This window comes from Chloroflexus sp. MS-CIW-1 (genome assembly GCF_030444705.1).
Classification (GTDB): domain Bacteria; phylum Chloroflexota; class Chloroflexia; order Chloroflexales; family Chloroflexaceae; genus Chloroflexus.
Map to the genome: position 1 here is coordinate 2,893,105 of NZ_JAUBWR010000001.1, position 25,230 is coordinate 2,918,334.

Consider the following 25,230-nt stretch of genomic DNA (forward strand, 5'->3'; position numbering starts at 1 on the left):
TTTGGATCCCATTCCTATCAGTACGGTGCGGAGAAGCAAATAGAATAGTGGACACGCATTGCAATACCAGAAAACCCATCTTCAATCAAACGTTCTGTCTACCCATAAAGCTCTCTGTGGTTTAGAGAGGGGAGATTTTTCTCACCTGTCTTATAGAAGCACTTGCCACACCTCAATAATGTAAAACGCATAGACGTGACTATCGGCTATGTTTGAGACAACTTCATCGGCACCCTTTGCATTATAGCGCACCATGGGATTAGTCTATCGAACTTCGCGCATTCCACACATCTGATCGTCTCAACATCGAACTCATAACGTCTGCCTGAGTGACAACCCGACTAAGGAAACTAGCTGCTCACAGTTGCCAACAACCTGTTAAATTGTCAACTGTCAGACCTCTCCTCGGGCACAGCTTTGCAATTCCTTCCCGACATGGCGACATTTGACAGAGCCAGATATAGCAGGCTATAATCTCGGTCAATATTGATACTATGTATCATTTAGAGGATGGGTATGATCAATCGTTTACTGATAGTGACGACACGTGAATCATTCGAGCGCCTGATGTCAATCGTTTCACTGATAGCACTGGTCCTAATCGTCGGTATAGCGCTATTCGAGAGTGTACGTGCATGGCTGACCGGTGCTGATCCCCAACACCTTTTTCCGGTCTTTGAAATACCGATTGCTCAGGCTGGCAAAGCGTTAGGAAAGACACTAACTGACTGGATGCCAGACTGGAGCATACCTTCTCCCTTCGGGGTGATCGACGTGAAATATACTGCTGCCTACATCATATACGAGTGGTTTAAGCTGCCGATTATCTTGTTCCTGACCACCTACGGTATGACGCTGCTTCGTTTACGCATCAGTACTGCTTGGCTCGAACGAACCATCGGGCGTAACGACCTGATGGGGGCCATTGCTGGAACGTTGATGGGTATGGTGACACCGGTCTGCTCATGCACAGTGACTAACCTGTACGCCGGGCTTGTAGCTGGCGGCGCCAGCCAACGTGCTTCATCCGCCTTTTTATTCGCTAGCCCGGCGCTGAACGAGTTTGCTATCATTTTCATGTTTGTGATTGTCGGGCCGGTCGGTGCCTTGATCTATGTGTTGGCCGGAGTCATCGCAGCATTGGTAACGGCTTATCTTGCGCCATTCCTAGGACTCGATCCGTCGCGATTAATCAAAGATCATTTGAACAGACATGCCAGTTGTAGCCACGTAAACGAAAGCCTTCTGCTCCGCGCCCATCGCGAGGCGTGGTCACTATTCAAACGGTTGTTCGGTGTTGTTCTATTCAGCGGACTACTAGCAGGAATCCTTGTCAATTTCAACCTCACGCCGGTTGCATACCTGAAGCAGATAGGAGCCGTATGGTGGGGTCCAATAGCGGCTACGTTGTTGGGTTTGCCTCTTGACATCAATGCAGCATCGACAGGACCGATGTTAGTAGCCCTTCACCAAGTAGTGCCACTTGGTACATTGATCGCAGCGATGATGGCAACAACGGTCTCATCAATCCCGGAATGGACAATGCTCGACCGATTGCTCGGTCGTTTCAATGCTATTAAAGTAGTGCTCTGGTATGCAACGTATGTAATGCTGCTCGGGTTGTTCCTCAATCAGCTATTCGACCTTCGGTAAGACACTACGAAATAGTGAGGGAAGCGGCGTGAGCGGAGCGAGGATGAGGATCAGGTACGGCTGTTTCACAGGATAACGGCTGCTCCCCTTCGCTCGTTATCGCGAGTGAGAGTAGGTTTGAAAAACCCTATTGGTATGGAAACGCAGGCCGCTAGCGCGCACGATGACACGAAAGCGCGTTGTGTTCTGGTGAGTTTGGTCTCCTACAAGGTTCCAGAGGAAGGGGATCTTGGGGACGTGCGTGATTACAAACTGTTTGTGTTGCTCGCGCTCCTCCCTCTCCCTGTCGAGGAGCCGAAACAGGAGCTTGGTCAGGATGGGCACCCACCCAAGCGGATGTGCACATCGGATGAGCGATGGCTCCCAGCCACAGACTGTGAGGATGCGAGCCAGAGACCCACACTCCCAGGGAAACAGCCTGAGTCGGGGATCGCTGTCAGGTAGGCGACGTTCGTCGGTGTTGCTCCGAGCGGTTCGGTCGTTGCGTGTGGAAGAAGCTCATGCGGAAAACTTCTGAAAAACCCTTCCTATCGTCACCCTCACCCTTGACAATCCATTAACACTCTGCTATATTGTATACAATCTCTGAGAGGAATAAATCACATATCCAAGTCCTTATAATCGATTTTCTCGATCATTCAGGTATATTTATTCCTAGCATCAGAAGGCATGCTGTCTACTTCTTGCTACTACATCGAATTGTAATGAATAAATTGTATACAACTGACGAAACTTCTGCCGATCAGGTGTACCAGCAATTGCGTCGGTTACTGATCGAAGGCTACTACCCACCTGGATCGCGCCTGGTTGAAGAACGACTCGCGCAAGACCTGGGGGTAAGCCGAACACCGGTGCGACAGGCATTAGTACGAGCTGCCGCCGAAGGATTAGTACAGATCTTTCCCAATCGCGGCGCCGTGGCTCGTAGTTTTACCGTTGATGATTTGATCGAGATATATGACCTGCGGGCTTTGCTTGAGGGTCATGCCGCCTTTCTGGCTGCCCAACGCATTACTGCCGAACAGATCGCTCGTATGGAAGCCGCCGCAACTGCTCTCGAACAGTCTCTAGCGATGACATTCGAGCGCCGACAAGACGAAGTACACTTTTTGGTCGAACAGAATGCGATCTTCCACCAGACGATTGCCGAAGCCACCGGTAATCGGCGCCTGATTACGATGTTGAACCAGATTGTTGCCGTGCCGTTGCAGTTTCGTTCGTTTTACTGGTATCAACCCGAACAACGCCAGATTTCTAACTTTTTTCACCGTACTATTCTCAATGCGCTACGTCTCGGTGATGGTGAACGTGCCCGGGCCATGATGCGTGAACACATCTTTTACGGACGTGATGTCCTGTTACAGAGTCGGAATGCGGAAGATGCGTCAGCGTCTGCATTTCGTGAGGAGTAGTTTACTGTGTCGAACCAACGTCCACCACGACCGCTCGATGATATTCGCGTGCTCGAATTGGGAGCGTTTCTCGCCGGCCCGTTCTGCGGTCAGTTGCTGGCCGATTTTGGCGCCGAGGTGATTAAGGTCGAACCACCCGGCAAGGGTGATCCGATGCGGGAATGGGGTCGCCATCGTTATAAAGGACGAACGCTCTGGTGGCCGGTATTGGCCCGCAATAAGAAATCGATCACGATCGACTTGCGGACACCCGATGGCCAAGTGCTAGTGAAGCGGCTGGTTCCCCACGTTGATATGGTGCTGGAGAATTTTCGCCCCGGTACACTCGAATCCTGGGGCCTGGGTTGGGAAGAGTTGCATGCCCTGAACCCTGGCCTGATTATGATCCGGGTCAGCGGCTTCGGACAGACCGGCCCCTATCGCGATAAGGCTGGCTTCGGTTCAATCGGCGAAGCAATGGGCGGTATTCGTGCCATCACCGGTTTTCCCGACCGTCCACCAACCCGGATCGGGATCAGTATCGGTGACTCACTGGCCGCTACCTTCGCCACTATCGGCGCACTGGTTGCGCTCCATCAACGTCAACGGAGCGGCCAGGGCCAGGTGGTTGATATTGGGATATACGAGGGTGTGCTCGCACTGATGGAGAGCATGATCCCCGAATATCAACTGACCGGTCATATCCGTGAACGCACCGGTAACATCTTGCCAAATGTCGCTCCTTCCAACATTTATCCCACTGCTGATGGGAGCTGGTTCGTGATTGGCGCCAATGCCGATACCATCTTCGCTCGGCTTGCACAGGCAATGGGCCAGCCCGAACTGGCTACCGATCCACGTTTTGCAACCCATCAAGCCCGCGGTGAACACCAGGCTGAACTCGATGATCTGATCGCTGCCTGGACGGTGAACTATACCGCCGATCAGTTGCAGGCCATAATGGATGAGTATGGCGTTCCCGCTGGTCGTATCTACACTGCTAAAGAGATGCTGAGTGATCCGCATTTTCTTGCCCGCCAGTCAATTATCGGTGTACCTGATCCCGAATTGGGTGAAATCAAGATGCAAAATGTGGTTCCGCGCCTTTCGGCAACCCCTGGCGGAATCGATTGGACTGGTCCAGCCCTTGGGCAACATAATCACGAGATTTTTCGTGAATTGCTCGGTTTAAGTGAAGATGAACTAGCAATGCTTCAGGCGAAACGGGTTATTTGATGGAAGCCGTAACGATTATTGATGTCGCTCCACGTGATGGGTTGCAGAACGAACCAGAGGTGTTAGAGCCTGCAACGCGGGTGACGTTGATTGAACGCCTGCTCACTGCCGGTGTGCCACGGATCGAGATTGGTTCGTTTGTAAATCCGCGTCAGGTACCGCAAATGGCCGGTACCGACCAAATCGCGCAAACGTTAGTTCAACGTGGTTATAATCTGGCTGCGCGCACCAATAACGATGCGTTTCGCTTTACTGCTCTTGCCCCTAATCAACGCGGCTATGAATTGGCTGCCGCTGCCGGATTACGTCATATTCGGTTGGTCCTGGCAGCTAGCGATGGCCTTAATCAGGCCAATTTTAAGCGCACCACTGCCGATTCATTGGCCGAATTCAGCCACCTGGCACTTCGTATCCGAAGTGATGGCTTATCGTTTGGGGTAGCCATCGGCGCTGCTTTTGGTTGTCCCTTCGACGGTTACGTGCCGGTTGAACGAGTTCTCGCTATTGCCGAACACGCTGCCGATCTAGGAGCGAACGAGATCATCCTGGCCGACACCACCGGCATGGCTGTGCCGACCCAGGTCGCAACTGTATGCCAGATGGTTTTGAAACGGGTTCCAGATACGACCATTACCATTCATCTACACAACACGCGCAATACCGGCTATGCCAATGCCTTCGCTGCCTGGCAGGTTGGTATCCGCTCGTTCGATGCTGCCCTTGGCGGAATCGGCGGCTGCCCCTTCGCCCCGCGGGCAGTTGGCAATATCGCCAGCGAAGACTTGGTTCATCTTTTTAACGGTCTGGGGGTACCGACCGGGATCGATCTACCGGCCTTGCTCTCCGCATCCGACTGGCTTAGCTCAATCCTAGCTCGACCCTTACCGGCCCTGGTTGGCAAGGCCGGGCCGGTGTATCCACAGGTGGTACCTTTTATCAGCCACCGATTATAACGTGTTTGGGGAGTATGTCACTGATTTGGAGGAATGAACACATGAGTTACCGAATTGGAGTCGATGTCGGCGGCACATTTACCGACTTGATGCTCTTCGATGAGGAGAGTGGGCGCTACTGGCGTCATAAGACCCCCTCCACACCGCACGATCCGTCAGAGGCTGTGCTGAACGGTATCGCTGCTATCTGTCAGCAAGCCGGTATCGAACCAGCGCAAGTTGCCCAGATCATGCACGGCACCACTGTTGCCACCAATGTCATTCTCGAAGGGAAGGGTGCTCGCGTCGGTCTGGTAACGACCGAAGGCTTTAAGCAGATTTTGCACCTCGCTCGCTCACAAACCCCAGGCCCGCTCGCCGGCTGGATGATTATGATCAAGCCAGAACCACCGGCAACACTCGCCGATACCCGTGAAGTGCGCGAACGAATGAGTGCTCGCGGCGAGGTGGTGCGCCCGCTCGACGAAGCTCATGCCGAAGAGGTCATCCGCGAGTTGGTTGCTTCGGGCATTGAGTCGCTGACGATCTCGTTGATTAACTCGTATGCAAATCCCGATCACGAACGTCGTCTGAAAGCGATTGCCCAACGGATCGCCCCGCATCTGCCGGTCACTATTTCTTACGATGTGCTGCCGGAGTTCCGCGAGTATGAGCGCACGCTCACTGCCACAATGAACGCTTATGTCAAGCCAAAAGTTAAAACATACGTACACAACCTCGATCAGAACCTGCGCCAACAGGGTGTGCAGGCGAAGCTCAACATTCTACGCTCAGACGCCGGGCTAATGACGGCTGAAACAACAGAGGAAAATCCGGTCTATACCTTGCTCTCCGGGCCGTCAGGTGGTGTGGCTGGTGCATTGCATATCGCAGTACGTGCTGGCTATCCGAACATTCTGACCTTTGATATGGGTGGTACATCGACCGATGTCTCGCTCTGCATGGGTGAACCTAACATTGCCCGCGAGACGGTACTCGGTTATTTTCCGGTCAAGGTGCCATCGGTTGACGTGCGCTCGGTTGGTGCTGGCGGCGGTTCGATTGCCCACGTTCCCTCTCTTACCCGTGCTTTGCGCGTCGGCCCACAAAGTGCTGGCGCTGTTCCTGGCCCGGCCTGTTACGGCAAAGGTGGGAGCGAACCAACGGTCACCGATGCCAATCTGCTTTGTGGGTACTTACCGCCGAGTATTCTCGGGGGCGCGATGCAGCTCGATCTGGCCGCTGCCAGAGCCGCGATCCAGAAAATCGCTGATGCTACCGGCCTGAGTTTGATGGACGCAGCCGAAGGGATTCTCCGCATTGTCAATGAAAACATGTTCGGTGCTCTTCGTCTGGTGAGTGTGCAACGCGGCTTCGACCCGCGCCAGTTTGCCCTGATGGCTTTCGGCGGCGCTGGACCACTCCACGGGAATGCGTTGGCCGAACTGCTCGGTTGTTATCCGGTCATTGTTCCGCCCGCACCCGGTTTGCTCTGTGCGCTCGGTGATCTGAGCGCTGATTACCGTGATGAGTTTGCCCGCACATACATCCGCACGGTTGATCGAGTTGAACAGGAAGAGATGGTAGGTATTCTGCGCGAACTCGGTCAGGAAGCGCAAGCCATGCTGACCGGCGAATCCATTCCAGCAGAGCGCCAGGAAATCCGCTATTTCGTCGATATGCGCTACTACCGACAAGGCTACGAGATGCCCATTGCCATTCACGAAGCCGAATTCGTCCAAGACCTCATTCCGCTGCTGGTGCAACGTTTCAACGAATTGCACGACCGCACCTACGGTTTTATGCTTGATACGAACGTCGAAATCGTAAACCTGCGTGCCGTCGGCATTGGTCGGGTAACCAAAGTTGAATTACCTGAAGCAGAACCGGGCGATCCCGATCCCAGCAGTGCTTACAGCGGCGATCATCAAATATACCGTCATGGCGAGTGGATGACGGCGAAGCTCTACGACCGGAATAAATTGCGCCCCGGTATGCAGGTCGAAGGACCGGCCATCATCACCGAAGTAGACAGTACCACGGTTGTCTTACCCGGTCATACGGCTACCGTCGATCGCTACTTTAATCTCCTGATCAACCGTAGTTAGTCAGAATGAGGAGTGTGCTACGTATGGCAACGAATCTCAAAATTGCGACCATTCCCCAAATCGATATTGATCCGGTGACTCTCGACATCATCGAGAATGCGCTTAAGAACACGCGCTACGAAATGGATGCGGTGCTGTACCGCACTGCCATGAGTCCGGTCATCCGCGAACAGCACGACCAGTTTCCGATGATTACCGACCCGTATGGCCGGATGATTGTTGGTCAATTCGGTTCGTATATTGCCGGTTTACTCGACAACTGGGATCAAACCATCGAGCCTGGCGATGTCATTTTGCTCTCCGATCCCTATCTCTGCGGCGGTGCCATCAGTCACATCAACGATCTCCTTGTAATGCTTCCCATCTTTTACGGTGAAGGCGACGATCGTGAATTGATCGGCTGGGCCAGTATGTTCGGCCATGCGCAGGATGTTGGCGGGCCATTGCCTGGCTCGCTACCGACCACCGCTACCACTATCTTCGGTGAAGGGTTGCGCCTGCCCCCGGTCAAAATCTACGAACGTGGCAAGCTCAATCGCGCCGTCCTCGACATTATGCTCAACAATGTGCGTCAACCTGAAATGAATCGGGCCGACCTTATGGCAATCATTGCCAGTTGTCGGACTGCCGAGAAGCGGGTGATCGAGTTGTGCAACCGCTTCGGTAGAGATGTTTACTTAGCTGCCACTCAGGCCCTGCTCGACCGCACGTATCGGGCAATGAAGGAACTGATTGTGCGCAATCTGCCCGAAGAACCTCAGTCATTTGAAGATTATGTCGATGATGATGGTCTGGGGAATGGGCCGTTCAAGATGAAGTTGACCATCTGGCGTGAAGGTCATGAAGCCTATTTCGATTGGACGGGAACCGACCCTCAGGCAATGGGGCCAATCAACTTTTATCTCAACGAGTCGATGTTCAAGATGTTCATCGGCGTTTACCTGATTATGGTCTTCGACCCCCAAATCCTGTTCAACGATGGCTTTTACCCGCTGCTTCACGTTACGATGCCCAAAGGCAGCCTGATCCAGCCTGAATTTCCGGCTGCCCTCGGTTGTCGCACCCACGCTCTGACCCGCCTGTTCGACGTGCTCGGTGGTGCACTTGCCAAACGGGCTCCAGAATTTACGACTGCTGCCGGTTATGGCACCTCGCCCTACTTGCTTTACTCTGGTTATGACAAAGATGGCGAGTTCTTCTACCTGATGGAGATCAACTACGGCGGTATCCCCGGTCGCCCGATTGGTGATGGTATGGATGGTCATTCGTGGTGGCCCCTGTTCACCAACATTCCTACCGAATACCTCGAGAGCTATTATCCGATCCGCATTGAACGCTACACCAGCATTATGGACTCTGGCGGCGCTGGTTTTCATCGCGGCGGGAATGGTATCGAGAAGATTTACACCTTCCTCGAACCAGGCGAAATTTCCATTCACGATGATCGCTGGTTAACGCCGCCGTGGGGGAATGTAGGCGGAAAACCAGGAAGTCGATCCAGTAAACTCCTGGTACGTACCGACGGTAGCAAGCAGGTACTGCCCAGTAAATGCGACCAGATTGCCGTGGAACCGGGTGACCAACTGATCTACCGCACTGCTGGCGGTGGTGGCTGGAAGGATCCACTGACTCGTCCACCAGAAGCGGTGCAACGCGATGTGCGCTATGGACTGGTCAGTCGCGAGAAGGCGTTGAACGATTACGGTGTCGTACTTCGCGATGATCTCACGATTGACGAAGCAGCTACCGAGGCCAAACGGGCTGAACTGGCTGCCGCACGCGGTGAAATTAAGAGTTTCGATTTTGGTCCACCGCTCGAGGAGCTACTGGCCAACGCCGAAGCCGAAACCGGTCTACCAGCACCTCGCAAGCCGCAACCGGTACGTTGGGCAGTTGCCCGCGCTGCCCGTCGCGAGCGAATGGCAACCAACCAACCATCAACCGTCACTGCTGATTAATTGTCAGGATCATTGTGGGGCGAATAATCATTCGCCCCCCTTCGCATAGAAGGAGCAATGTGTGATGACCGACTACGACCATCTGACTACCAATTACCGCCAGCACGGATTGGCCGGTCGAGTCGGCTTTGGTCAATCTCCTGCCTTGCTCATCATCGACTTCATCAAGGCTTATACCACCCCTGGCTCGCCCCTCTATGCCGCGCCGGGAGTTCCAGATGCCGTGCGGGCCAGTCAGCCACTGCTGGCTGCTGCCCGTGCTGCTGCTATTCCCATCATCTACACAACGGTCGTTTACGCCAGTGATGGCCGGGATGGCGGTATCTTCGTCCAGAAAGTCCCTGCACTCCGTCAACTCACCCACGACTCACCGCTTGTCGCCATTGTTGACGAACTCCGCCCCCAACCCAACGAGCTGGTTATCGAGAAAAAATACGCCAGTGCCTTCTTTGGTACCCATCTTGCTGCGACCCTAACTGCAATGCGCGTCGATACCCTGATCATGGTCGGTTGTTCAACTAGTGGCTGTATTCGGGCCAGTGCAGTTGACGGAATGCAGCATGGCTTCCGCGTCATCGTACCCCGTGAGTGCGTTGGCGACCGTGCGCCAGAACCGCACTTCGCCAACCTGTTCGACATCGACAGCAAATACGGTGATGTGGTGAGCCTTGAAGAAGTGATGACCTACCTTACACAGTTCAACCATTCCATCACTGCCTAAGCCGTAATCGGCAGGTGGAAGCACCATGTAGCACCGTTAGTAACGATAACAGGAATGGCAAGGGAGATGATCTCAGCATGGTCCTGTCCCCACCCCAAACGGTACTGACAGGACACGGCATTGTGACAGAAAAGTGGGAGAGTAAGCTATATTCCATATCAGCAGTTGATACTCCCCCCTTTCGCTCCCACCAAGGGAGCGAAAGGGGGAAGGTGAGGGCCGCCCTCACCCCCCAGCAACGAGCGGGGGCTTGAGGGAGGGATGGTATGACGATGCGCCAACCAATGATCAAACCACTGCTGCACAATAATAACACCGGTAGCCATCGCTGGCTACCGGTGTGTTCGGCAACCCGTCGCCGAGGGTTAGAGGACAGCGGAAGAGGAACAAGCGGGGAACAACGGAGGTGATGTACAGCTTTCAACTGAGGTTCATAACTGTTGATCCCTCGCCGACGGATGAAGCCGTCTCAGCACACTTTTAGCATACAAGAGCGAGTTACGGTTAGCAATAGTCCTTTGATCCCCCCTGGCATAACCCATGTGGTGAGTAGAGATCAGTATGAACATCATCGCACACCTAGCGAAAAGCCTACCGCGGGATGTGCTACAATCAAGAATAGTACAACCGGTATTGGAGCGAAGCGTTGTCTATGTCACCCAAACAACGAGGAACAACTCTGTTTGACGCGCAACGCCAACAGGCATTGCAACAGCAGGCGCCGCTGGCTGCCCGTATGCGACCACGCACGCTCGATGAGTTCGTCGGACAAACACATATTGTCGGCGAAGGTAAGCTGCTTCGGCGGGCCATTGCGAATGATCAGCTCTTCTCGCTGATCCTGTGGGGGCCACCGGGAAGCGGTAAGACAACGCTAGCGCAAATCATTGCCGTCAGTACGAAAGCTCATTTTGAACCGCTCAGTGCCGTAAGTGCGGGTGTAAACGATCTCCGTCGGGTGGTGCAAGAAGCACAAGACCGGTTGGGGATGTTTCAACAGCGCACCATTGTCTTCATCGATGAGATTCATCGCTTTAACAAGAGTCAGCAGGACGCAATTTTACCCTACGTCGAAGATGGAACGATCATTCTCATCGGTGCTACTACCGAGAATCCATCATTCGAGGTCAATTCGGCGCTGCTCTCACGGGCCAGAGTTTTCAAGCTGGAAGCACTGACCGACGAGGAGATCGGGACGCTGATCGACCGTGCCCTGAGTGATCGTGAGCGTGGTCTGGGGAATATGAAGATTATGCTAGCGCGTGACGCCCGTGACTACCTGATCAATATGTCAAACGGCGACGCCCGCACGGCCTTGAATGCGCTTGAAGCGGCGGCACGCTCAAAACCACCGGCAATTGGCGATACACGTCTGATTACGGTTGACGACATTCGCGATGCGTTGCAAAGTCGCGCCACCCGCTACGATAAGCGCGGTGAATTGCATTACGATGCGATTTCAGCATTGCATAAGAGTGTACGCGACAGCGATCCCGACGGCGCACTCTACTGGCTGGCCCGAATGCTCGATGGCGGCGAGGATCCACTGTATATTGCACGCCGTCTGGTGCGGATCGCGGTCGAGGATGTTGGTCTGGCCGATCCCCATGCTCTCCCGCAAACCATTGCCGCACAGCAGGCGGTACACTTTCTCGGTCAGCCCGAAGGAGAACTGGCGCTGGCGCAAGCGGTTGTCTACCTCTGTCTGGCACCCAAGAGCAATGCCCTCTATCGGGCTTATGGCGCCGTCCAGCGTGACGTGGCGGAGACGCGCAATGAACCGGTGCCACTCCATCTGCGCAACGCACCGACCCAACTGATGAAGCGGCTTGGTTATGGAAAGGGCTACGAGTACGCCCATGACCTGCCTGAAGGGCGTTCTGATCAAGCGCATTTACCGCCTAATCTGATCGGGCGTATTTACTACGAACCAAGTGGGCGGGGATTCGAGGCCATTGCCCGCGAACGATTGGCGTGGCGTGAAGAACGACACCAGCCCGAGCCACCAGCGCCACCATCGGCGCCGGAAGAATTAGCGCCGGGTGAAGAACCGCAGTTGCCACCAGAGGAACTTGCTCCGGGTGAAGAACCGCAACGACCGTTGCCATCGACACCGACACGACGACGCGAAAAACGTGGGAAAGCATAAAAGATTGTAGATGATTAAAGTGAGGGCAGCATGATAGTTGAGCGGGCGCAGGTCGTGATTATTGGCGCAGGCGTAATCGGAGCTAGCGTCGCATTTCATCTGGCCGAGCGTGGACTGCGTGATGTAGTCATCTTAGAACGCGAAGAAACGGAAATCAGCGGCAGTACGGCCCGCTCGGCAGCAGGTGTACGCCACCAATTCTCGTCGCGCACGAATGTACTCTTGTCGCGCTACAGTATCGAGCGCTTACGCCACTTCACTGAAGAGGTTGGTGGTCACGCTGAGTTGCGGCAGGTTGGCTACTTGTTCCTGATTAACGATGAAGCAACGTGGGCGCAATATCTGCGTAATGTAGCGATGCAACGAGAGTTGGGTGTGCGGGTTGAGGTGCTGACTCCCGCTGAGGCAGCACGCTTTATTCCGCAGATGCGTACCGATGACCTGATTGGGGCAACGTTCGGCCCTGATGACGGTTACTGTGACCCTTACGGTATTGCGCTAGGCTATCTACGCGCCGCGCAACGTCACGGTGTGCGACTGTACCGTGGGACGCCAGTCATCGGGTTTCAGATTGTTGGTGGGCGGGTAACGGCTGTTGAGACACCGGTCGGTATAATCGGGTGTGAATTCGTGGTGAACTGTGCCGGGCCATGGGCTGGTGAAGTGGCTGCTCTGGCCGGTCTCGATCTACCGGTTAAACCATATCGACGTAATGTTTACATGACGACACCATTCCCAGCAATCAGTGGTCCTATCCCGCTGACAATTGATGTCGGGAGCGGTTTTTATATGCGGCGCGAAGGGCAGAGCATCTTGATGGGTCGCTCGAATCCCAATGAACCGAGCAGCACGAATACGAACGTAGATTGGGAATGGTTAGAGGCTGTAATCGAGGCTGGCATCTACCGTTTTCCAATCCTTGAGACGGCAGGGCTGGCCGAGCAACAGTGTTGGGCCGGCCTGTACGAGATCACGCCGGATCACAATCCAATCCTTGGTCGGCATCCCGACTTGGAAGGCTATATTGATGCCAGTGGTTTTAGCGGTCATGGGATCATGCACGCACCGGCCACCGGTCTGCTGATCGCCGAAGAGATAATCGATGGCAAAGCACACACGATCAATATTGATGAACTGCGGATCAATCGTTTTCGCAGTGGTTCTATCGTATCCGAATTCAATGTAATTTAACGAGGTGATGAGCAATGACACTCGATGAAGCAATTGCTGAGATCAAACGTCGCATCGCTGAGGTTAGTCCAAGCGCTGTTACGCGCGTGACGAGGGTTTCTGCGGAAGAAGCCAGTATCAGGGCGTATGCACCTGCCGCCGACGAACCAGCGATTAAGAATGCAACGAATGAATTTACGCTGTCGCTTATGATGAACGAAGGGCTTGATGTCCAGGTGCTAGTGTACGACATCACCACCTCACTACCGCCGGAGGAGTAAGGGTTCTCTGAGATGGTGTTGTGACCTTCAGACTCTCCTCGCACCTACACCTTCCCCCCAGCCCCGCACCTTCCCCCTCTCCTTCCGCACCCGCAAAGGGAGCGGAAGGAAAGGGGGACCCGCACCATCCCTTTAGCTCCCTGCCTTGGCCCTCCGCTTCACTTCTCCCTATTGGGTAGAGGAACGCTCCGGCCCTGGGTGCGCGAGCCTCTGGCTCGCAAGGGGTAAGCGCTCCGCTTCACTTCTCCCTATTGGGTAGAGGAACGCTCACCACTCATCAAAACCGATTGCAATTGCCGCTTCAGGCGGGCAAAAGCTGGATCGGTAACGAGCGAATACGAACGGGGACGCGGGAGTTCGACCCGCATTTCCAGCGCAATACGCGCCGGACGTGGGGTGAGAACATACACGCGGTCGGCTAGAATCAGGGCTTCATCGATGTCGTGCGTGACCAACAGAACCGTGCGATCCAGTCGATCCCACAATGCCAGTAGCCATTGTTGCAGTTGAGCGCGGGTGAGAGCATCAAGAGCGCCAAACGGTTCGTCGAGGAGCATGATCGGGCGATGCCAGAGCACAGTGCGGAGAAAGGCAGCTCGTTGCCGCATTCCACCCGAAAGCAACGCTGGTCGTGCATCACCCCAACCTTGTAATCCAAAATCAGGCAGCAGAGAACGGGCTTCCTGACGGGCGGCAGCTACATCGCCCCCTTGCACGACTGTGGCCAGAACGGCATTTTCCACTACCGATAACCAGGGCAGTAAGGCGTCACGCTGCGGCATATAGGCGACATGGCCGCGTTGACCGGTCACATCAACACCATCGATAATGACCGCACCGGTATCAGGGAGTTCCAGACCGGCAATAATGTTGAACAATGTTGTCTTCCCACTCCCACTTGGTCCAATGACGGCAACGAACTCACCTGCGGCGACATACATCCTGATGTCGTCGAGCACCGTTACCATACCGGTTGGGGTGGCGAATGTTTTACGGATCGAATGTAATTCAAGGGTTGCCATCGTTTGTCAATCGTACATTGGCACAGCACGGATAATCTACGTCGGTATCATTCTTGCAATCGCCACGTTTCGCTCTTGCTGAACTTTTCCCTTCCTTACAGAGAGTTTCAGAGTTTTCTGTTCGGGTTGCATTCGATAACCCGACGGTGCAAACCACACAACACCGACGAAAGTCAGCGCTTGCCGCAGGAGATCCGCGATCCGTGCGGGTTTGCCGGGTGCGCGGGCCTCTGGCCCGCATTATACAGTGCAGAACAAGAAACCCTCTGTTAGCGCATCAGCGCACCATTGCACCCTACGCCGTTCTCCACTTGCGGCACCTCCATTCCCCACAAGCGGGGGATCAGAGTTTTCTGTTCGGGTTGCATTCGATAACCCGACGGTGCAAACCACACAACACCGACGAAAGTCAGCGCTTGCCGCAGGAGATCCGCGATCCGTGTGGGTTTGCCGGGTGCGCGGGCCTCTGGCCCGCATTATACAGTGCAGAGCAAGAAATCCTCTGTTAGCGCATCAGCACACCATTGCACCCTACGCCGTTCTCCACTTGCGGCACATCCATTCCCCACAAGCGGGGGAATGGAAGGTAGAACTCGGCCCTACGGTACAGGAACAGAAGTGACCGGCGAGGCAACGAGGGCTGGTTAGACCAGCGTCGGAACGGGGGGCCGTGCGTCTCCGCACGCACGGTAGAAAAGTTGGGAACTCGGCCGTACTCCTCCTCGCCCCGCTCACTTCATACCCGCATCAAGGTAAAAAGTCATTCGTAAAAGCCTTTTCCGGCTCAATCATTCGGGCAATGAGATTGCGCTCGGCCATCCACTGTGCATAGGCCTGCCAGACCTCCAGTTTCTGCTCCCCCCAGCGAGGAGCTTCTGCCTGATACTGACCGGCCAGATACTGCTGACTCCGCCGTACTAGCTCTGCATCAAGCTCAGGTACTGCCTTCAACAAAATCTCTGCCGCAGCAGCCGGTTGCTCGATGGCGAAACGATAGCCGGCACTAGTTGCCGCCAGGAATCGCCGCACCAGATCGGGGTTTTCGGCGACGAGCTTCTCGCTGGTGATGATAACCGGCGTGTAATAGTCGGGAATGCACTGCACATCATTCATCATCACAATATTCAAAGGGATACCGCGCACCTCAGCCTCTATACCAGTCCATCCCTTAAAAATCCAGACAAAATCAACCTCATCACGTTCGGTAGCGACAAAAAAATCGGAACTCCCGATGTCAACAAACCGTACCTGGTCGAACTGATCGCCAACACCCGCACACTCGAGCAACCCACGAATAACCGCTTCCTCGATTGGTGAACCAAATGCCCCATATTTTTTGCCAATAAAATCGCGTGGGCTGGTGATACCCTCTTCGACCCGACTGGCAAAACCGCTGGTATTGTGTTGAATGATAGCTGCAATAGAGACAATCGGGACGCCTTCCACCCGAGCCTGAGTGACGCCTTCCTGATACGAGATACCAAAATCGAGTCGTCCGGTGGCAACGAGTTGCTCGACCGTACCACCCTCTTGCGCACCGAGAATCTCAACCTGCAACCCTTGATCTGCATAGTAGCCTTGCATCTGCGCCACGTAGAGACCGGTATGGTTCGTATTTGGCGTCCAGTCTAATCCAATCCGCACCGTAGTTAGGGGCCGCTCAGGGGTTGCCGGTACAGAAGTAGTGGCATTGCCACAGGCCGTCAAGACGAATATCAGTACAAGTATCAGCCATTTGCGCATCAGTGTTCTCCTTTCCAGAAGACGATCTTGCGTTCGAGCAAACTTACCAGGGTAAAAAGAACGATGGTCAAAAGCGACGTAACCAGGGCAGCAACAAAGACCTGATCGGTACGGAAAGCTCGCAACGAGCGGGCGATATAGACGCCAAGTCCAGTGCTGGCGCCGATCCACTCAGCCAAAACCGCACCAATAACACTGTAGGTAATTGCCACCTTAATCCCGGTGAACATAGCAGGCAATGCGGCCCGCAACCGTAACAGGCGCAGCAATTGCCAGTAGTTTGCCCCCATCGCTTCCAGCAAACGGCGCTGATCACGATCGGCGTTCTGCAGGCCATCAATTGTGTTCACCACAATGGGAAAGAAGGTCACCAGGGCGACGACGATCACTTTTGGCAAGAGACCAAAGCCAAAACCAACGACCAAGAGTGGCGCAATCGCCACAATCGGCACTGTCTGTGAAGTAACCAGCAAAGGGTAGATTGCTCGCCGCAACAGGGGCGATGCATCCAACGCTATCCCCAAACTAAAACCGCCGATCAATGCTAAGCTAAAGCCAGGAATGGTGACGGTGAGTGTGGCCAGCGTATGACCGAGCAGGATCGGGAGACTGGCAATCAGTGTCGTTGCGATCCGTGACGGTGGCGGCAGAAGCCAGTCAGGGATGGTAAGATACCAGACGATGCCTTCCCAGAGGAACAGCAAGAGGATAACGAGTAGGATTGACGGGCCGTACTCATCCAGACGACGGCGCCATAGCGCACGAGCCGTCGTCGGCGTCGGTGGTACAGAAATTGGGGCAGCAACCTCGTCACTCATACTTCGCTAGCTTTTCGGCAATTGAAGAACCGTTCGGATCGTAGTCCACCTTAATCAGGGTAAACACACGACTGGCGCCAGCCGCCAGGACGGCTTCTTGAGCTTGCTTGATGACAGCCATAATGGCATCGTAATCACCTTCAATCGTCGTTTCCATCGGCCCGACCCGGTACGGCAGACCGCTTGCAGCCACGACAGCGATAGCAGCATCAACTGCGGCATAGGTTGTTGCCTTATCGGGCAAACCACCGGGCAATACTTCAAAGCTGACAGTGATTGAGGCCATCGTTCACTCCCTTCGATTGACGAACTCCGAAAAACAAAATACCGCCATTCCGACGGTAGGGAATGACGGTATTAAAACCCGTGAAACCTCCCTCCGCTGGCATAACCCAGATCAGGTTCAAAGGGTCAGCGGCATCTATCGGGCCGCACTCTCAGCCGGACTCTTCCGGCTCCCCCGGTTGTGCAGATGATTTTGGAAAAAATAATAGAAGGAATTTGAATGGCTGTCAAGCAGCTTGCGCAGGCTGAGGGCTGTTCAACGTTTGCACCCGACCGGCCTGGCCGGATTGCTGTGCGCTCAGAAAGATGCTGCTTCCAGCGCTGACGAGCAGGTGCTGCTCTGGTCAAAGTTGATAACATCGGCAAGCTCCTCACCTTCCCTGCATACCTCGTTCACTCCCACACGTAAGGAGGGAAAGAGAGAGTTATGGCGGACGGTTGGCAGCCACTCTTGCTGCTCGTACCCCATTTTTCAGCAACCGCATAAAGGTGAAGAGAGCACTCTCTCACTCGAATAAAAATCGGCGACAGCATTATAGCAGTCGCCTCTGGTGGGCCGCCTCGGATTCGAACCGAGAACCTGTCGGTTATGAGCCGATTGCTCTGCCGTTGAGCTAGCGGCCCGTCAGCCTTATTATAGCCGCAGATACAGCTTGCCGTCAATGCGCCACGTGGCACAGTCGGGGCTTTAGGCATTGTCAGATTTTGGTCGTGTTCGTCAGGAGATCGGTTGGGGCGCAGGCGCCGCTGCGCCCGTCCACGGGGATACATCCGTTGCACCGCTACCCACTCCGACAATGGTCGCGAGGTTGGGGCAAGGCAGTGCCTCGCCACGACTGATAGGGTTCATCCGTCGTGGACGTGACTATTTCCTCAGCGTAGTTGCGACTACGAACACAAACTGAAATGAAGATGCTTACGTACACGAAAGGGATACGGCGTTACCGCATCCCTTTCGTTGTTCCTCATATTGGTCTGACAGGCCCAGCCTAGCCCTTTACCGCTTCTTTCAACGTGCTACTGGCACTGAAGCCAGGGGTCTTCGTGGCGGGAATGCGTATCTTCTCACCAGTTTGCGGATTAACCCCATCGCGTTCCTGGCGGGTGCGTACTTCAAACGTCCCGAAACCGGTAAGTGTCACCTTCTCACCACGGGCCAGCGCCTCAGTAATCACATCGAGTGCAGCGTCAATGATCTGCTTCGTCTCTTTCTGTGAAACCTTCGCCCGCTCAGCTACCGCCTTGATAAAATCCGTCTTCTGCATTGGTGCAGTCCTCCTTAACATCCATTCACAACAACCTTTTCAGAAAGCAGTATACCGTATCTGTCAAGACCTTTATCCCTTGCTGATGCGCCAAATGGCTTTTGAAACTTATCAACCGACTTTTATGGCTTTGTAATGAGCAAAAACGATTTCTACTCATCACAAAGCCATGCCAAAAATGAAGCGCATTTAATCTTCGCTGCGCTCTTGGATTACGTAAAGTAATTCAAGCAGCACATTTTTGACGCTCTCCCGATCAGTTGCGGTACAGGGTAACACTTTAATGTGCGGTGGTTGACGCAACGCCAGACGCAACTCTTCTGGCGACCACGCATTAGGGCGATCCTGCTTATTGGCCGCAATCACATACGGTGTATCGCGGTACGAGACGAAAAAATCGATGATTCGGTTCGTCTCTCGGAACGTTTCGGGGCGCGTACTATCGACCAGGATCACCAGACCAAGCATACCTTCGGCCAGGATCTCCCACATAAAGTCGAAGCGTTTTTGTCCCGGTGTTCCAAAGAGATGGAGCACGAGATCATCAGAGATCGCGATGCGCCCAAAATCCATCGCGACAGTTGTTTCCTTCTTGATCAGTCGAGTATCGTCGGTCGCCCGGCGCTCCGTAGAGACAACCTCAATTTCCGAGATCGTCTTAATAAACTCGGTTTTGCCGGCGTTCACGGCGCCGCTGATCACCATCTTTACCGTCTGCACACAGCCCTCCGCTCCGATGCTCCGGCCCCAGCTACATGCTGCGGATCCGATTGATGATCCGGTTAACAAGGCTCTTCTTTAGACGCGGCTGTTCGACCGGTGGCATACCGGCAGCCAGCACACGCTGTCGCTTGACCAACTCCAGCATTCCGGCGGTCAGAAAACCGTAGACCGCACGGCACACATCAAAATCGCTCAACCCAGTCTTTTGAGCAATTTCAGCCAGGGTATCACGACCATTAATCCGGGCAAAGACCTTCCACTCATCAGGGGCAAGGCGCATACCCTTGAGCTTTTCCCCTGGAGGCGCCAGAAAACGAGGCACCAGGTCGGTCGATGGAATGCGATCGCGAATGCGTTCCCATTCATCGATCCGTCGTACCCCCTCCATAATCAGGTGATCAATCGAAATGGGCGTCGGCGCCAGTGGCGCATCAGGCGCCGGACGCTGATTATGCTCGAAGAGAAAATCTCCTTCGGGCCAGGCAAATAACCCGTACACCGACTGCTCGGTATGGCTCATCAGGGCTTGTTGCAACCGATCAGCACTCACCAGACCAGTATCGATCAGAATCTGGCTGAGTGTCAGGCCATTCCCACGTTCGGCTAACAGCCGACAGGCTTGAGCCACTTGATCTGCGTTGAGCACACCGAGTCGTACCAGCAATTCAGGTTTTTCATCCTCTGGACGACGCGCTGCTAACAGTAATTTTCCCTTCTCAAAATACAGGCGAGCCATCTGATCATTATACGACAGATGCAAAGCACCCGTTTTATACCCGCGATCAACGAGCGAGAGAAAGTCTGAGAGACTGAAATCACGGATATTTCCCACCAATGCCATACATTCCTCCGCTATCGCGGGTCTTGCATCATTGTTTCTATCAGGTCGTTGGTTGCGTATCGACCATTCCAACCATTTTATCTGCGAGTGATGCTGGTTGAGGCTGGACAGACTGATCGGCAGCCAGTACCGGCTCGAACGCAGCAATCGCTGTAGCAATCATATCATCATTTGGCTCACGTGTTGTCAGATATTGGGCGGCCAACGTCGGCGCCAATAACCAGCGCACCCACGGGCGATGGTAGTGATTGGCAGCCAGTTGTTGTACTTCATAGGCGACTGCTGCCACCAATGGGATCAGGATAATGCGAGCAAGAATGCGCTGCCAGACCGGTAGTCCTGAAACTGATAGAAAGATCAGAAAACCAATAAGTGCTACCGCGAGGAGGAAACTAGTACCACAGCGTGGATGAATCCGACTGCACTGTCGCACCGATTCTACCGTCAGCGGTAAGCCCGCCTCATACGCATTGATCACCTTGTGTTCGGCGCCGTGATAGCCGAATACACGATGAATGTCGGGAATGCGGCCAATGGCCACAATGTAGGCGACGACCAGCGCCAGATTGATGCATGTCTCAACGGCTTCGCGCAAGAGGACCGGCGTCCCTAGCTGGCCGATGGCATTCGCCACCAGCGACGGCAACACTACGAAGATACCAATAGCAATAGCGATGGTTACACCGAAGATCAGGGTCTGCACTAGGGGCGACACCTGATCGTTCTCATCGGCAGCCACGACCGAGGCCGAAAAATCAAGGGCTTGACGACCAATAGTGAAGGCTTCGGCCAAAGCGGTAAACCCGCGCAGCAACGGCCAGCGTTGCCAGCGTGCGTGACGGGCAGGGATAGGCAGATCAAGCCGGGCAAAACTCCCATCAGGACGGCGCACGACAACCGTCGCTTGCCGACGACCGCGCATCATAACACCTTCAAGAACTGCCTGCCCACCGTATTTAAACTGTTGTCCACTCATGCCTGCTTTGCTCGTGTCTGCCCGTTTACGCAACGAGTAAAGTCTACTATTCTTCATCTTACCATGCCATCAGGCACCACATTGTACCAAAATTGGGTATTCTTCCATTGTTTATCAGCAGCGCACTAACGCTTAGGTTCGTCGGGATTACCACGACGAGCCAGTGTCGTGGCGGCAGCCCGCACACCGGTCACCAGACTCGAGATACGAATAATCGGCGACACAACCCGTTCGGCAACGTAGGTCGTCGTTGTGGTTGCCGTCTGAGCTGAGTCACGGACATTATGGGCAATACTACGGGTGGCTTCCAACGCTTCGTTTGCCTTTGTCAGGGCCTCATCGAGTTTAGGTATGACGTTCGTGCGCGCCAGACGATTGATCTGATCAATAACGTAGAGTATTGCAATCAGGATCACGATTGATAGTACCGAACCGATCAACTGCAACGCGGCCAGAATAACAATAAATACATCGCGCCAGGCAGCTCGAAAATCTTCACCGAGGAAGATCGCGGCGATAATAAAACCGAACAGCACGGCGGTCAACAGGCCGATTCCGATAGCAATCCAACGTAACACAGGGTAACCTCCGTACCTGTCACACAGAATGTGACTGCGAGAGCACTCTAATGCGCTGAATTATATCATGGCCGCAAGCGCGAAACAACTATCAGTAAAACCCAGGCAAGCAGTGACGCTTCCAGCATCGGGATACCGGCCGGCGTCGGCAGGTTAAGCGGAAAACGCCAGCCCAGTAGGGTGGCGATCAGGCAGCCTACGGCCGCAGTTACCCAAAAGATTGGGAGCTGCCGCCACGTGCGTCCGAGCAGAACGTGAGCAAGTGTGGCGTGCGTTGTCGTCAGTAACAGTAAGAGCAACGCGGCAGGCGAAAGAGCACTCATCCGACCTCCGGGCGAGCAATCCAGCCACCACCTAACACCTGCATCCTGGCATAGAAAACGGCAGCCTGGCCTGGACTCACGGCGCGCTGCGGACGTTCTAGCTCAACCAGCCAGCGCCCATCAGTTTGTTGCGACACTCGGGCCGGCAATGGCTCGGCATGAGCGCGCACCTGTACTTCACAGTGGAACACCTCTGCTGGTGGGGCATCATCAACCCAATGTACATCGATCACAGTAAATCGCTCGCGGTTGAGTGCTGCCGCTGGGCCGACGATTAAAGCATTGCGGGCCGGATCGATGGCAACTACGTAACGTGGCTCACCTCCACCTAATCCCAATCCGCGGCGCTGCCCAACGGTATAGAGCGGTAACCCACGGTGACGACCGATCTCTCGCCCTTCAAGATCGAAAATTGGGCCGGGAACGAGGCTTTCCGGCGCTTCGATTTGCAGGAGGTTACGATAATCACCATCGGGGACGAAGCAGATGTCCTGACTCTCTTCACGGTCGGCGCTGGGCAGACCGCGTGCGGCTGCCATGTCGCGTACTTCGCGCTTGGTGTACGAACCGATGGGAAAGAGGAGACGGGACAGTTCAGCCTGACCGAGCATATGGAGCATATACGACTGATCTTTCTCGGCGTCAACAGCCCGCCAGAGCTGATAACGTCCGCTATCAGTCTGCACCACTCGCGCATAGTGACCGGTAGCGACGGCATCAAAGCCTAACGTCCGTGCCCGGTCGAGCAAAGCGCGAAACTTTATCATCCGGTTACACTCAACGCATGGGTTAGGTGTCAGGCCATGCGTGTACGCACGGATAAAATAGTCGATCACGTGACGGCGAAATTCGCGTTGATAGTTGAAGACGTAGAAAGGAATACCGAGCAATGCACAGACCCGCCGGGCACTGGCTGCCGCCTCTGCCGCACAACAGAGACTCTCGCGCAGTCCGTGGTCATCGTCATCCCACAAGTGCATTGTCACACCGGTCACCTGATGACCGGCCTCAAGGAGAAGGGCGGCGGCCAATGAACTATCGACACCACCACTCATTGCAACGAGAATGTTTGCCATACGTTATGATACCTGTCATCTAGAGAATCTGCCGGTCAATTGATTTTAAAACGGTATAATTGTCTGTCAGTTGTTTGCGAATACTGTGACATCCGCTTACTTTATTATGGTAACTCATATTGAACAATGCTACCATCATCGGCTCGGCCTAAGCTACCTGACCGCCGGTGAAAAAGGGCCAGCTATCGTTTTTCTGCACGGTTGGGGTGCCTTCAAAGAATTGTGGTGGAGCACCCTACGCGATCTGGGCCGCGATTACCGCTGCTTTGCAATTGATATGCCAGGTCACGGCGAGAGTCGGCTTGGTCAGGCCGATCAGATTGAACGAATCGCTACACTTGTCGCCGATTTTTGTGCCGATCTCGGCTTGACGGCTATCATTCTTGTTGGTCATTCAATGGGTGGCAGTGTAGCGGTTGAGGTAACACTGCGCTACCCTCATCTGGTTCGGCGCCTGGCACTTATCGATGCTGCCGTTGATGCCTATCGGATGCCGACCTACACCCGTCTCTACCTCTTGCCCGCCATCGGCTGGCCTGTTTTCCGCATCACACAGGCTATCGGACGGGCGTTCCGCCCGATTGGTCAGCGTATCCCTCACGATCACGGCGGCGGTTGGATTCGGCCATGGGTACGGCGAGCCTCGTACCTTGCCACCTTTGATCCAGAAGGATTGTACCGCATTTTACGATCACTTTTTGCGACTCGTGCCGATGAGCGTCTGCAACAGATTCGGGTGCCAACGTTAGTGCTTACCGGGCAATTCGATAGTCTTGTGCCCCCCTCGCATGCTCGTCGGTTGGCACAAGTTATCCCTGGCGCCCGATACGTTGTACTCCCGGCCAGTATTCATAACCCGATGGACGAGCGACCAGGTGCATTTACCCGCGCTCTGCGGGCATTTCTCAGCGATGATGACGAAGATGGCAGATCAGCAGAGAGAATGTAGAAAATATGTCTCTGCACTATCAATTGTAAATTCGGAAAGCTACCTGTATGAACCTGGAACCCTATCGCAAAGAGATTCAGCTTGCCGGAACTGCGCCGGTACGTTTGAGCGTCGTTGATGTTGGGCCACTAGACGGTGAACAGCAGGGAACCATTGTTTGTATTCATGGTTGTGCCGGTCATCTCGAGCAATGGGTACACCAGATCGAGCATTTAGCCGGTCGCTATCGTGTTATCGCTCCAGACTTACGTGGTCATGGCCGTTCAGAAGTGGTCAATTCGGCCTATTCACTCGAAGAGTTTTTGTGGGACATCACCCAATTGTTGACACGCTTGCAAGTGGAAGAGCCGTTCATTCTCATGGCCCACTCGTTTGGTGGGCCGATTGCAATCACGTTTGCCGCCAGCCAACCGCAGCGCGTCAGTCGCCTCATTTTAATTGCCACTGGGCCAGAAATGCATCTGCATCCACTGCACGAGCGCATCGTCAAACTACCGGTCTCGCTGGCAATGCTCGAAAGACTACGGCCGATCCTGATGCCCAAAACGTATGCGCCGGTTAAAGTCATCCAGCGGGTGCTGGCCGGTACGCTGTTTCGCTGGAACGGACGTGCGGTATTACCTCAAGTTCAGACGCCGACCCTGATCATTGCCGGTCAGTGGGATTTTATCGCCCCCGTTTCACAGGCCCGTGAAAGCCAGCGCCTGATGCCCAACGCCCGCCTTGAGATCGTGCGTTATACTCGTCATCTCCCGCATCTCGAACGCCCCGAAGCGGTGAACCGTTTGATCGACCGTTTTCTGGCCGGGCCACGGAGCTGGCGGGAGGAGGTATGAGGGAGATGCACGACTAGATCAGGCGAAAACTTTGAAAACCCCGCATCCGCACACCTTGTCGTCACTTGGCCGTGGATGAAACTTGTCGATGGATGTACGAGTGCAGCGCCTGCTGCGTCCCGACCGATTTTCTTGTGCAATAGGATTTCTCTGATAGGTGCTTATTGACATTCGTCGTATCACCATTCATAATCGA

23 protein-coding genes, 1 tRNA gene and 1 riboswitch are annotated in these 25,230 nt (G+C 54.4%); of the genes, 12 read left to right on the forward strand and 12 right to left on the reverse strand.

The annotated features are described in order from the left end of the window. The first annotated feature begins 516 nt into the window (after positions 1–516). The 10 genes from QTO31_RS11555 to QTO31_RS11600 all read left to right on the forward strand — a co-directional run bounded on the left by QTO31_RS11555 (position 517) and on the right by QTO31_RS11600 (position 13,599). Complete coding sequence (locus QTO31_RS11555) at positions 517–1,653, forward strand: permease (protein ID WP_301429186.1); 1,137 nt, start codon at positions 517–519, stop codon at positions 1,651–1,653. Positions 1,654–2,357: 704 nt separating this feature from the next. Further along, the gene (locus QTO31_RS11560; RefSeq protein ID WP_301429187.1) at positions 2,358–3,065 is read left to right on the forward strand and encodes a GntR family transcriptional regulator; all 708 of its coding nucleotides are present in this window, start codon (positions 2,358–2,360) and stop codon (positions 3,063–3,065) included. Between the two features lie 6 nt (positions 3,066–3,071). Then, on the forward strand, positions 3,072–4,280 hold the full coding sequence (locus tag QTO31_RS11565; protein WP_301429188.1) for a CaiB/BaiF CoA transferase family protein: 1,209 nt from the start codon (positions 3,072–3,074) through the stop codon (positions 4,278–4,280). Next, positions 4,280–5,233: a hydroxymethylglutaryl-CoA lyase gene (locus tag QTO31_RS11570; RefSeq protein ID WP_031459478.1), complete on the forward strand. Its 954-nt coding sequence runs from the start codon at positions 4,280–4,282 to the stop codon at positions 5,231–5,233. The genes QTO31_RS11565 and QTO31_RS11570 overlap by 1 nt, the downstream gene beginning before the upstream one ends. Positions 5,234–5,274: 41 nt before the next feature. Then, the gene (locus QTO31_RS11575; RefSeq protein ID WP_301429189.1) at positions 5,275–7,320 is read left to right on the forward strand and encodes a hydantoinase/oxoprolinase family protein; all 2,046 of its coding nucleotides are present in this window, start codon (positions 5,275–5,277) and stop codon (positions 7,318–7,320) included. Positions 7,321–7,343: 23 nt separating this feature from the next. Beyond that, on the forward strand, positions 7,344–9,278 hold the full coding sequence (locus tag QTO31_RS11580) for a hydantoinase B/oxoprolinase family protein (protein WP_301429190.1): 1,935 nt from the start codon (positions 7,344–7,346) through the stop codon (positions 9,276–9,278). A 64-nt stretch (positions 9,279–9,342) separates the two neighbouring features. Beyond that, on the forward strand, positions 9,343–9,999 hold the full coding sequence (locus QTO31_RS11585; protein WP_031459481.1) for an N-carbamoylsarcosine amidohydrolase: 657 nt from the start codon (positions 9,343–9,345) through the stop codon (positions 9,997–9,999). 652 nt (positions 10,000–10,651) lie between these two features. Continuing rightward, positions 10,652–12,148, forward strand: coding sequence for a replication-associated recombination protein A (locus QTO31_RS11590; protein ID WP_301429191.1), 1,497 nt, complete (start codon positions 10,652–10,654; stop codon positions 12,146–12,148). 33 nt (positions 12,149–12,181) lie between these two features. Beyond that, a complete protein-coding gene (locus QTO31_RS11595) occupies positions 12,182–13,339 on the forward strand; it encodes an NAD(P)/FAD-dependent oxidoreductase (protein ID WP_367620640.1) in 1,158 nt (385 codons plus the stop codon). A gap of 14 nt (positions 13,340–13,353) precedes the next feature. Further along, a complete protein-coding gene (locus QTO31_RS11600) occupies positions 13,354–13,599 on the forward strand; it encodes a hypothetical protein (protein ID WP_031461324.1) in 246 nt (81 codons plus the stop codon). 248 nt (positions 13,600–13,847) lie between these two features. On the opposite strand, the gene QTO31_RS11605 is transcribed toward QTO31_RS11600, so the two are convergent. From QTO31_RS11605 to mnmA, 12 genes are all read right to left on the reverse strand, one after another. Continuing rightward, positions 13,848–14,621, reverse strand: a complete 774-nt coding sequence (locus QTO31_RS11605) for an ABC transporter ATP-binding protein (protein WP_301429193.1) — start codon at positions 14,619–14,621, stop codon at positions 13,848–13,850. Between the two features lie 747 nt (positions 14,622–15,368). After that, the gene (locus QTO31_RS11610; RefSeq protein ID WP_301429194.1) at positions 15,369–16,364 is read right to left on the reverse strand and encodes an ABC transporter substrate-binding protein; all 996 of its coding nucleotides are present in this window, start codon (positions 16,362–16,364) and stop codon (positions 15,369–15,371) included. Next, positions 16,364–17,182, reverse strand: a complete 819-nt coding sequence (locus QTO31_RS11615; protein ID WP_031458938.1) for an ABC transporter permease — start codon at positions 17,180–17,182, stop codon at positions 16,364–16,366. Before QTO31_RS11615 ends, QTO31_RS11610 begins: the two co-directional genes overlap by 1 nt. Continuing rightward, positions 17,175–17,468, reverse strand: a complete 294-nt coding sequence (locus QTO31_RS11620; protein WP_031458939.1) for an MTH1187 family thiamine-binding protein — start codon at positions 17,466–17,468, stop codon at positions 17,175–17,177. Before QTO31_RS11620 ends, QTO31_RS11615 begins: the two co-directional genes overlap by 8 nt. Before the next feature lie 71 nt (positions 17,469–17,539). Then, positions 17,540–17,654: riboswitch (TPP riboswitch) on the reverse strand. Positions 17,655–18,016: 362 nt separating this feature from the next. After that, positions 18,017–18,091 (reverse strand) — tRNA-Ile (locus QTO31_RS11625). A 365-nt stretch (positions 18,092–18,456) separates the two neighbouring features. After that, on the reverse strand, positions 18,457–18,732 hold the full coding sequence (locus QTO31_RS11630) for an HU family DNA-binding protein (protein ID WP_028457148.1): 276 nt from the start codon (positions 18,730–18,732) through the stop codon (positions 18,457–18,459). A gap of 189 nt (positions 18,733–18,921) precedes the next feature. Next, the gene (locus QTO31_RS11635) at positions 18,922–19,452 is read right to left on the reverse strand and encodes a GTP-binding protein (protein ID WP_012256561.1); all 531 of its coding nucleotides are present in this window, start codon (positions 19,450–19,452) and stop codon (positions 18,922–18,924) included. A 31-nt stretch (positions 19,453–19,483) separates the two neighbouring features. Then, positions 19,484–20,296 (reverse strand): DUF4388 domain-containing protein, encoded by an 813-nt coding sequence (locus tag QTO31_RS11640; protein WP_301429195.1) that lies wholly within the window; start codon positions 20,294–20,296, stop codon positions 19,484–19,486. A 40-nt stretch (positions 20,297–20,336) separates the two neighbouring features. Continuing rightward, positions 20,337–21,272 (reverse strand): DUF1385 domain-containing protein, encoded by a 936-nt coding sequence (locus QTO31_RS11645; protein ID WP_301429196.1) that lies wholly within the window; start codon positions 21,270–21,272, stop codon positions 20,337–20,339. Between the two features lie 125 nt (positions 21,273–21,397). Then, a complete protein-coding gene (locus QTO31_RS11650; protein WP_301429197.1) occupies positions 21,398–21,850 on the reverse strand; it encodes a hypothetical protein in 453 nt (150 codons plus the stop codon). Between the two features lie 65 nt (positions 21,851–21,915). Next, on the reverse strand, positions 21,916–22,173 hold the full coding sequence (locus QTO31_RS11655) for a hypothetical protein (protein ID WP_031458943.1): 258 nt from the start codon (positions 22,171–22,173) through the stop codon (positions 21,916–21,918). Beyond that, the gene (mnmA, locus tag QTO31_RS11660; RefSeq protein ID WP_301429198.1) at positions 22,170–23,249 is read right to left on the reverse strand and encodes a tRNA 2-thiouridine(34) synthase MnmA; all 1,080 of its coding nucleotides are present in this window, start codon (positions 23,247–23,249) and stop codon (positions 22,170–22,172) included. Before mnmA ends, QTO31_RS11655 begins: the two co-directional genes overlap by 4 nt. A 106-nt stretch (positions 23,250–23,355) precedes the next feature. On the opposite strand from mnmA, the gene QTO31_RS11665 reads away from it, so the two are divergent. Both QTO31_RS11665 and QTO31_RS11670 read left to right on the forward strand, forming a co-directional pair. Then, a complete protein-coding gene (locus QTO31_RS11665) occupies positions 23,356–24,198 on the forward strand; it encodes an alpha/beta fold hydrolase (RefSeq protein WP_301429199.1) in 843 nt (280 codons plus the stop codon). 47 nt (positions 24,199–24,245) lie between these two features. Continuing rightward, positions 24,246–25,034, forward strand: a complete 789-nt coding sequence (locus tag QTO31_RS11670) for an alpha/beta fold hydrolase (protein WP_301429200.1) — start codon at positions 24,246–24,248, stop codon at positions 25,032–25,034. The last annotated feature ends 196 nt before the right edge of the window (positions 25,035–25,230 follow it).

What these genes read in the sequence shown, in the direction of transcription:
- QTO31_RS11555 (WP_301429186.1), top strand. Translation starts at nt 517, where the DNA reads ATGATCAATCGTTTACTGATAGTGACGACACGTGAATCATTCGAGCGC.
- QTO31_RS11560 (WP_301429187.1), top strand. Translation starts at nt 2,358, where the DNA reads ATGAATAAATTGTATACAACTGACGAAACTTCTGCCGATCAGGTGTAC.
- QTO31_RS11570 (WP_031459478.1), top strand. Translation starts at nt 4,280, where the DNA reads ATGGAAGCCGTAACGATTATTGATGTCGCTCCACGTGATGGGTTGCAG.
- QTO31_RS11575 (WP_301429189.1), top strand. Translation starts at nt 5,275, where the DNA reads ATGAGTTACCGAATTGGAGTCGATGTCGGCGGCACATTTACCGACTTG.
- QTO31_RS11580 (WP_301429190.1), top strand. Translation starts at nt 7,344, where the DNA reads ATGGCAACGAATCTCAAAATTGCGACCATTCCCCAAATCGATATTGAT.
- QTO31_RS11585 (WP_031459481.1), top strand. Translation starts at nt 9,343, where the DNA reads ATGACCGACTACGACCATCTGACTACCAATTACCGCCAGCACGGATTG.
- QTO31_RS11590 (WP_301429191.1), top strand. Translation starts at nt 10,652, where the DNA reads ATGTCACCCAAACAACGAGGAACAACTCTGTTTGACGCGCAACGCCAA.
- QTO31_RS11600 (WP_031461324.1), top strand. Translation starts at nt 13,354, where the DNA reads ATGACACTCGATGAAGCAATTGCTGAGATCAAACGTCGCATCGCTGAG.
- QTO31_RS11605 (WP_301429193.1), bottom strand. Translation starts at nt 14,621, where the DNA reads ATGGCAACCCTTGAATTACATTCGATCCGTAAAACATTCGCCACCCCA.
- QTO31_RS11610 (WP_301429194.1), bottom strand. Translation starts at nt 16,364, where the DNA reads ATGCGCAAATGGCTGATACTTGTACTGATATTCGTCTTGACGGCCTGT.
- QTO31_RS11615 (WP_031458938.1), bottom strand. Translation starts at nt 17,182, where the DNA reads ATGAGTGACGAGGTTGCTGCCCCAATTTCTGTACCACCGACGCCGACG.
- QTO31_RS11620 (WP_031458939.1), bottom strand. Translation starts at nt 17,468, where the DNA reads ATGGCCTCAATCACTGTCAGCTTTGAAGTATTGCCCGGTGGTTTGCCC.
- QTO31_RS11630 (WP_028457148.1), bottom strand. Translation starts at nt 18,732, where the DNA reads ATGCAGAAGACGGATTTTATCAAGGCGGTAGCTGAGCGGGCGAAGGTT.
- QTO31_RS11640 (WP_301429195.1), bottom strand. Translation starts at nt 20,296, where the DNA reads ATGGCATTGGTGGGAAATATCCGTGATTTCAGTCTCTCAGACTTTCTC.
- QTO31_RS11645 (WP_301429196.1), bottom strand. Translation starts at nt 21,272, where the DNA reads ATGAGTGGACAACAGTTTAAATACGGTGGGCAGGCAGTTCTTGAAGGT.
- QTO31_RS11655 (WP_031458943.1), bottom strand. Translation starts at nt 22,173, where the DNA reads ATGAGTGCTCTTTCGCCTGCCGCGTTGCTCTTACTGTTACTGACGACA.
- mnmA (WP_301429198.1), bottom strand. Translation starts at nt 23,249, where the DNA reads ATGGCAAACATTCTCGTTGCAATGAGTGGTGGTGTCGATAGTTCATTG.
- QTO31_RS11665 (WP_301429199.1), top strand. Translation starts at nt 23,356, where the DNA reads ATGGTAACTCATATTGAACAATGCTACCATCATCGGCTCGGCCTAAGC.
- QTO31_RS11670 (WP_301429200.1), top strand. Translation starts at nt 24,246, where the DNA reads ATGAACCTGGAACCCTATCGCAAAGAGATTCAGCTTGCCGGAACTGCG.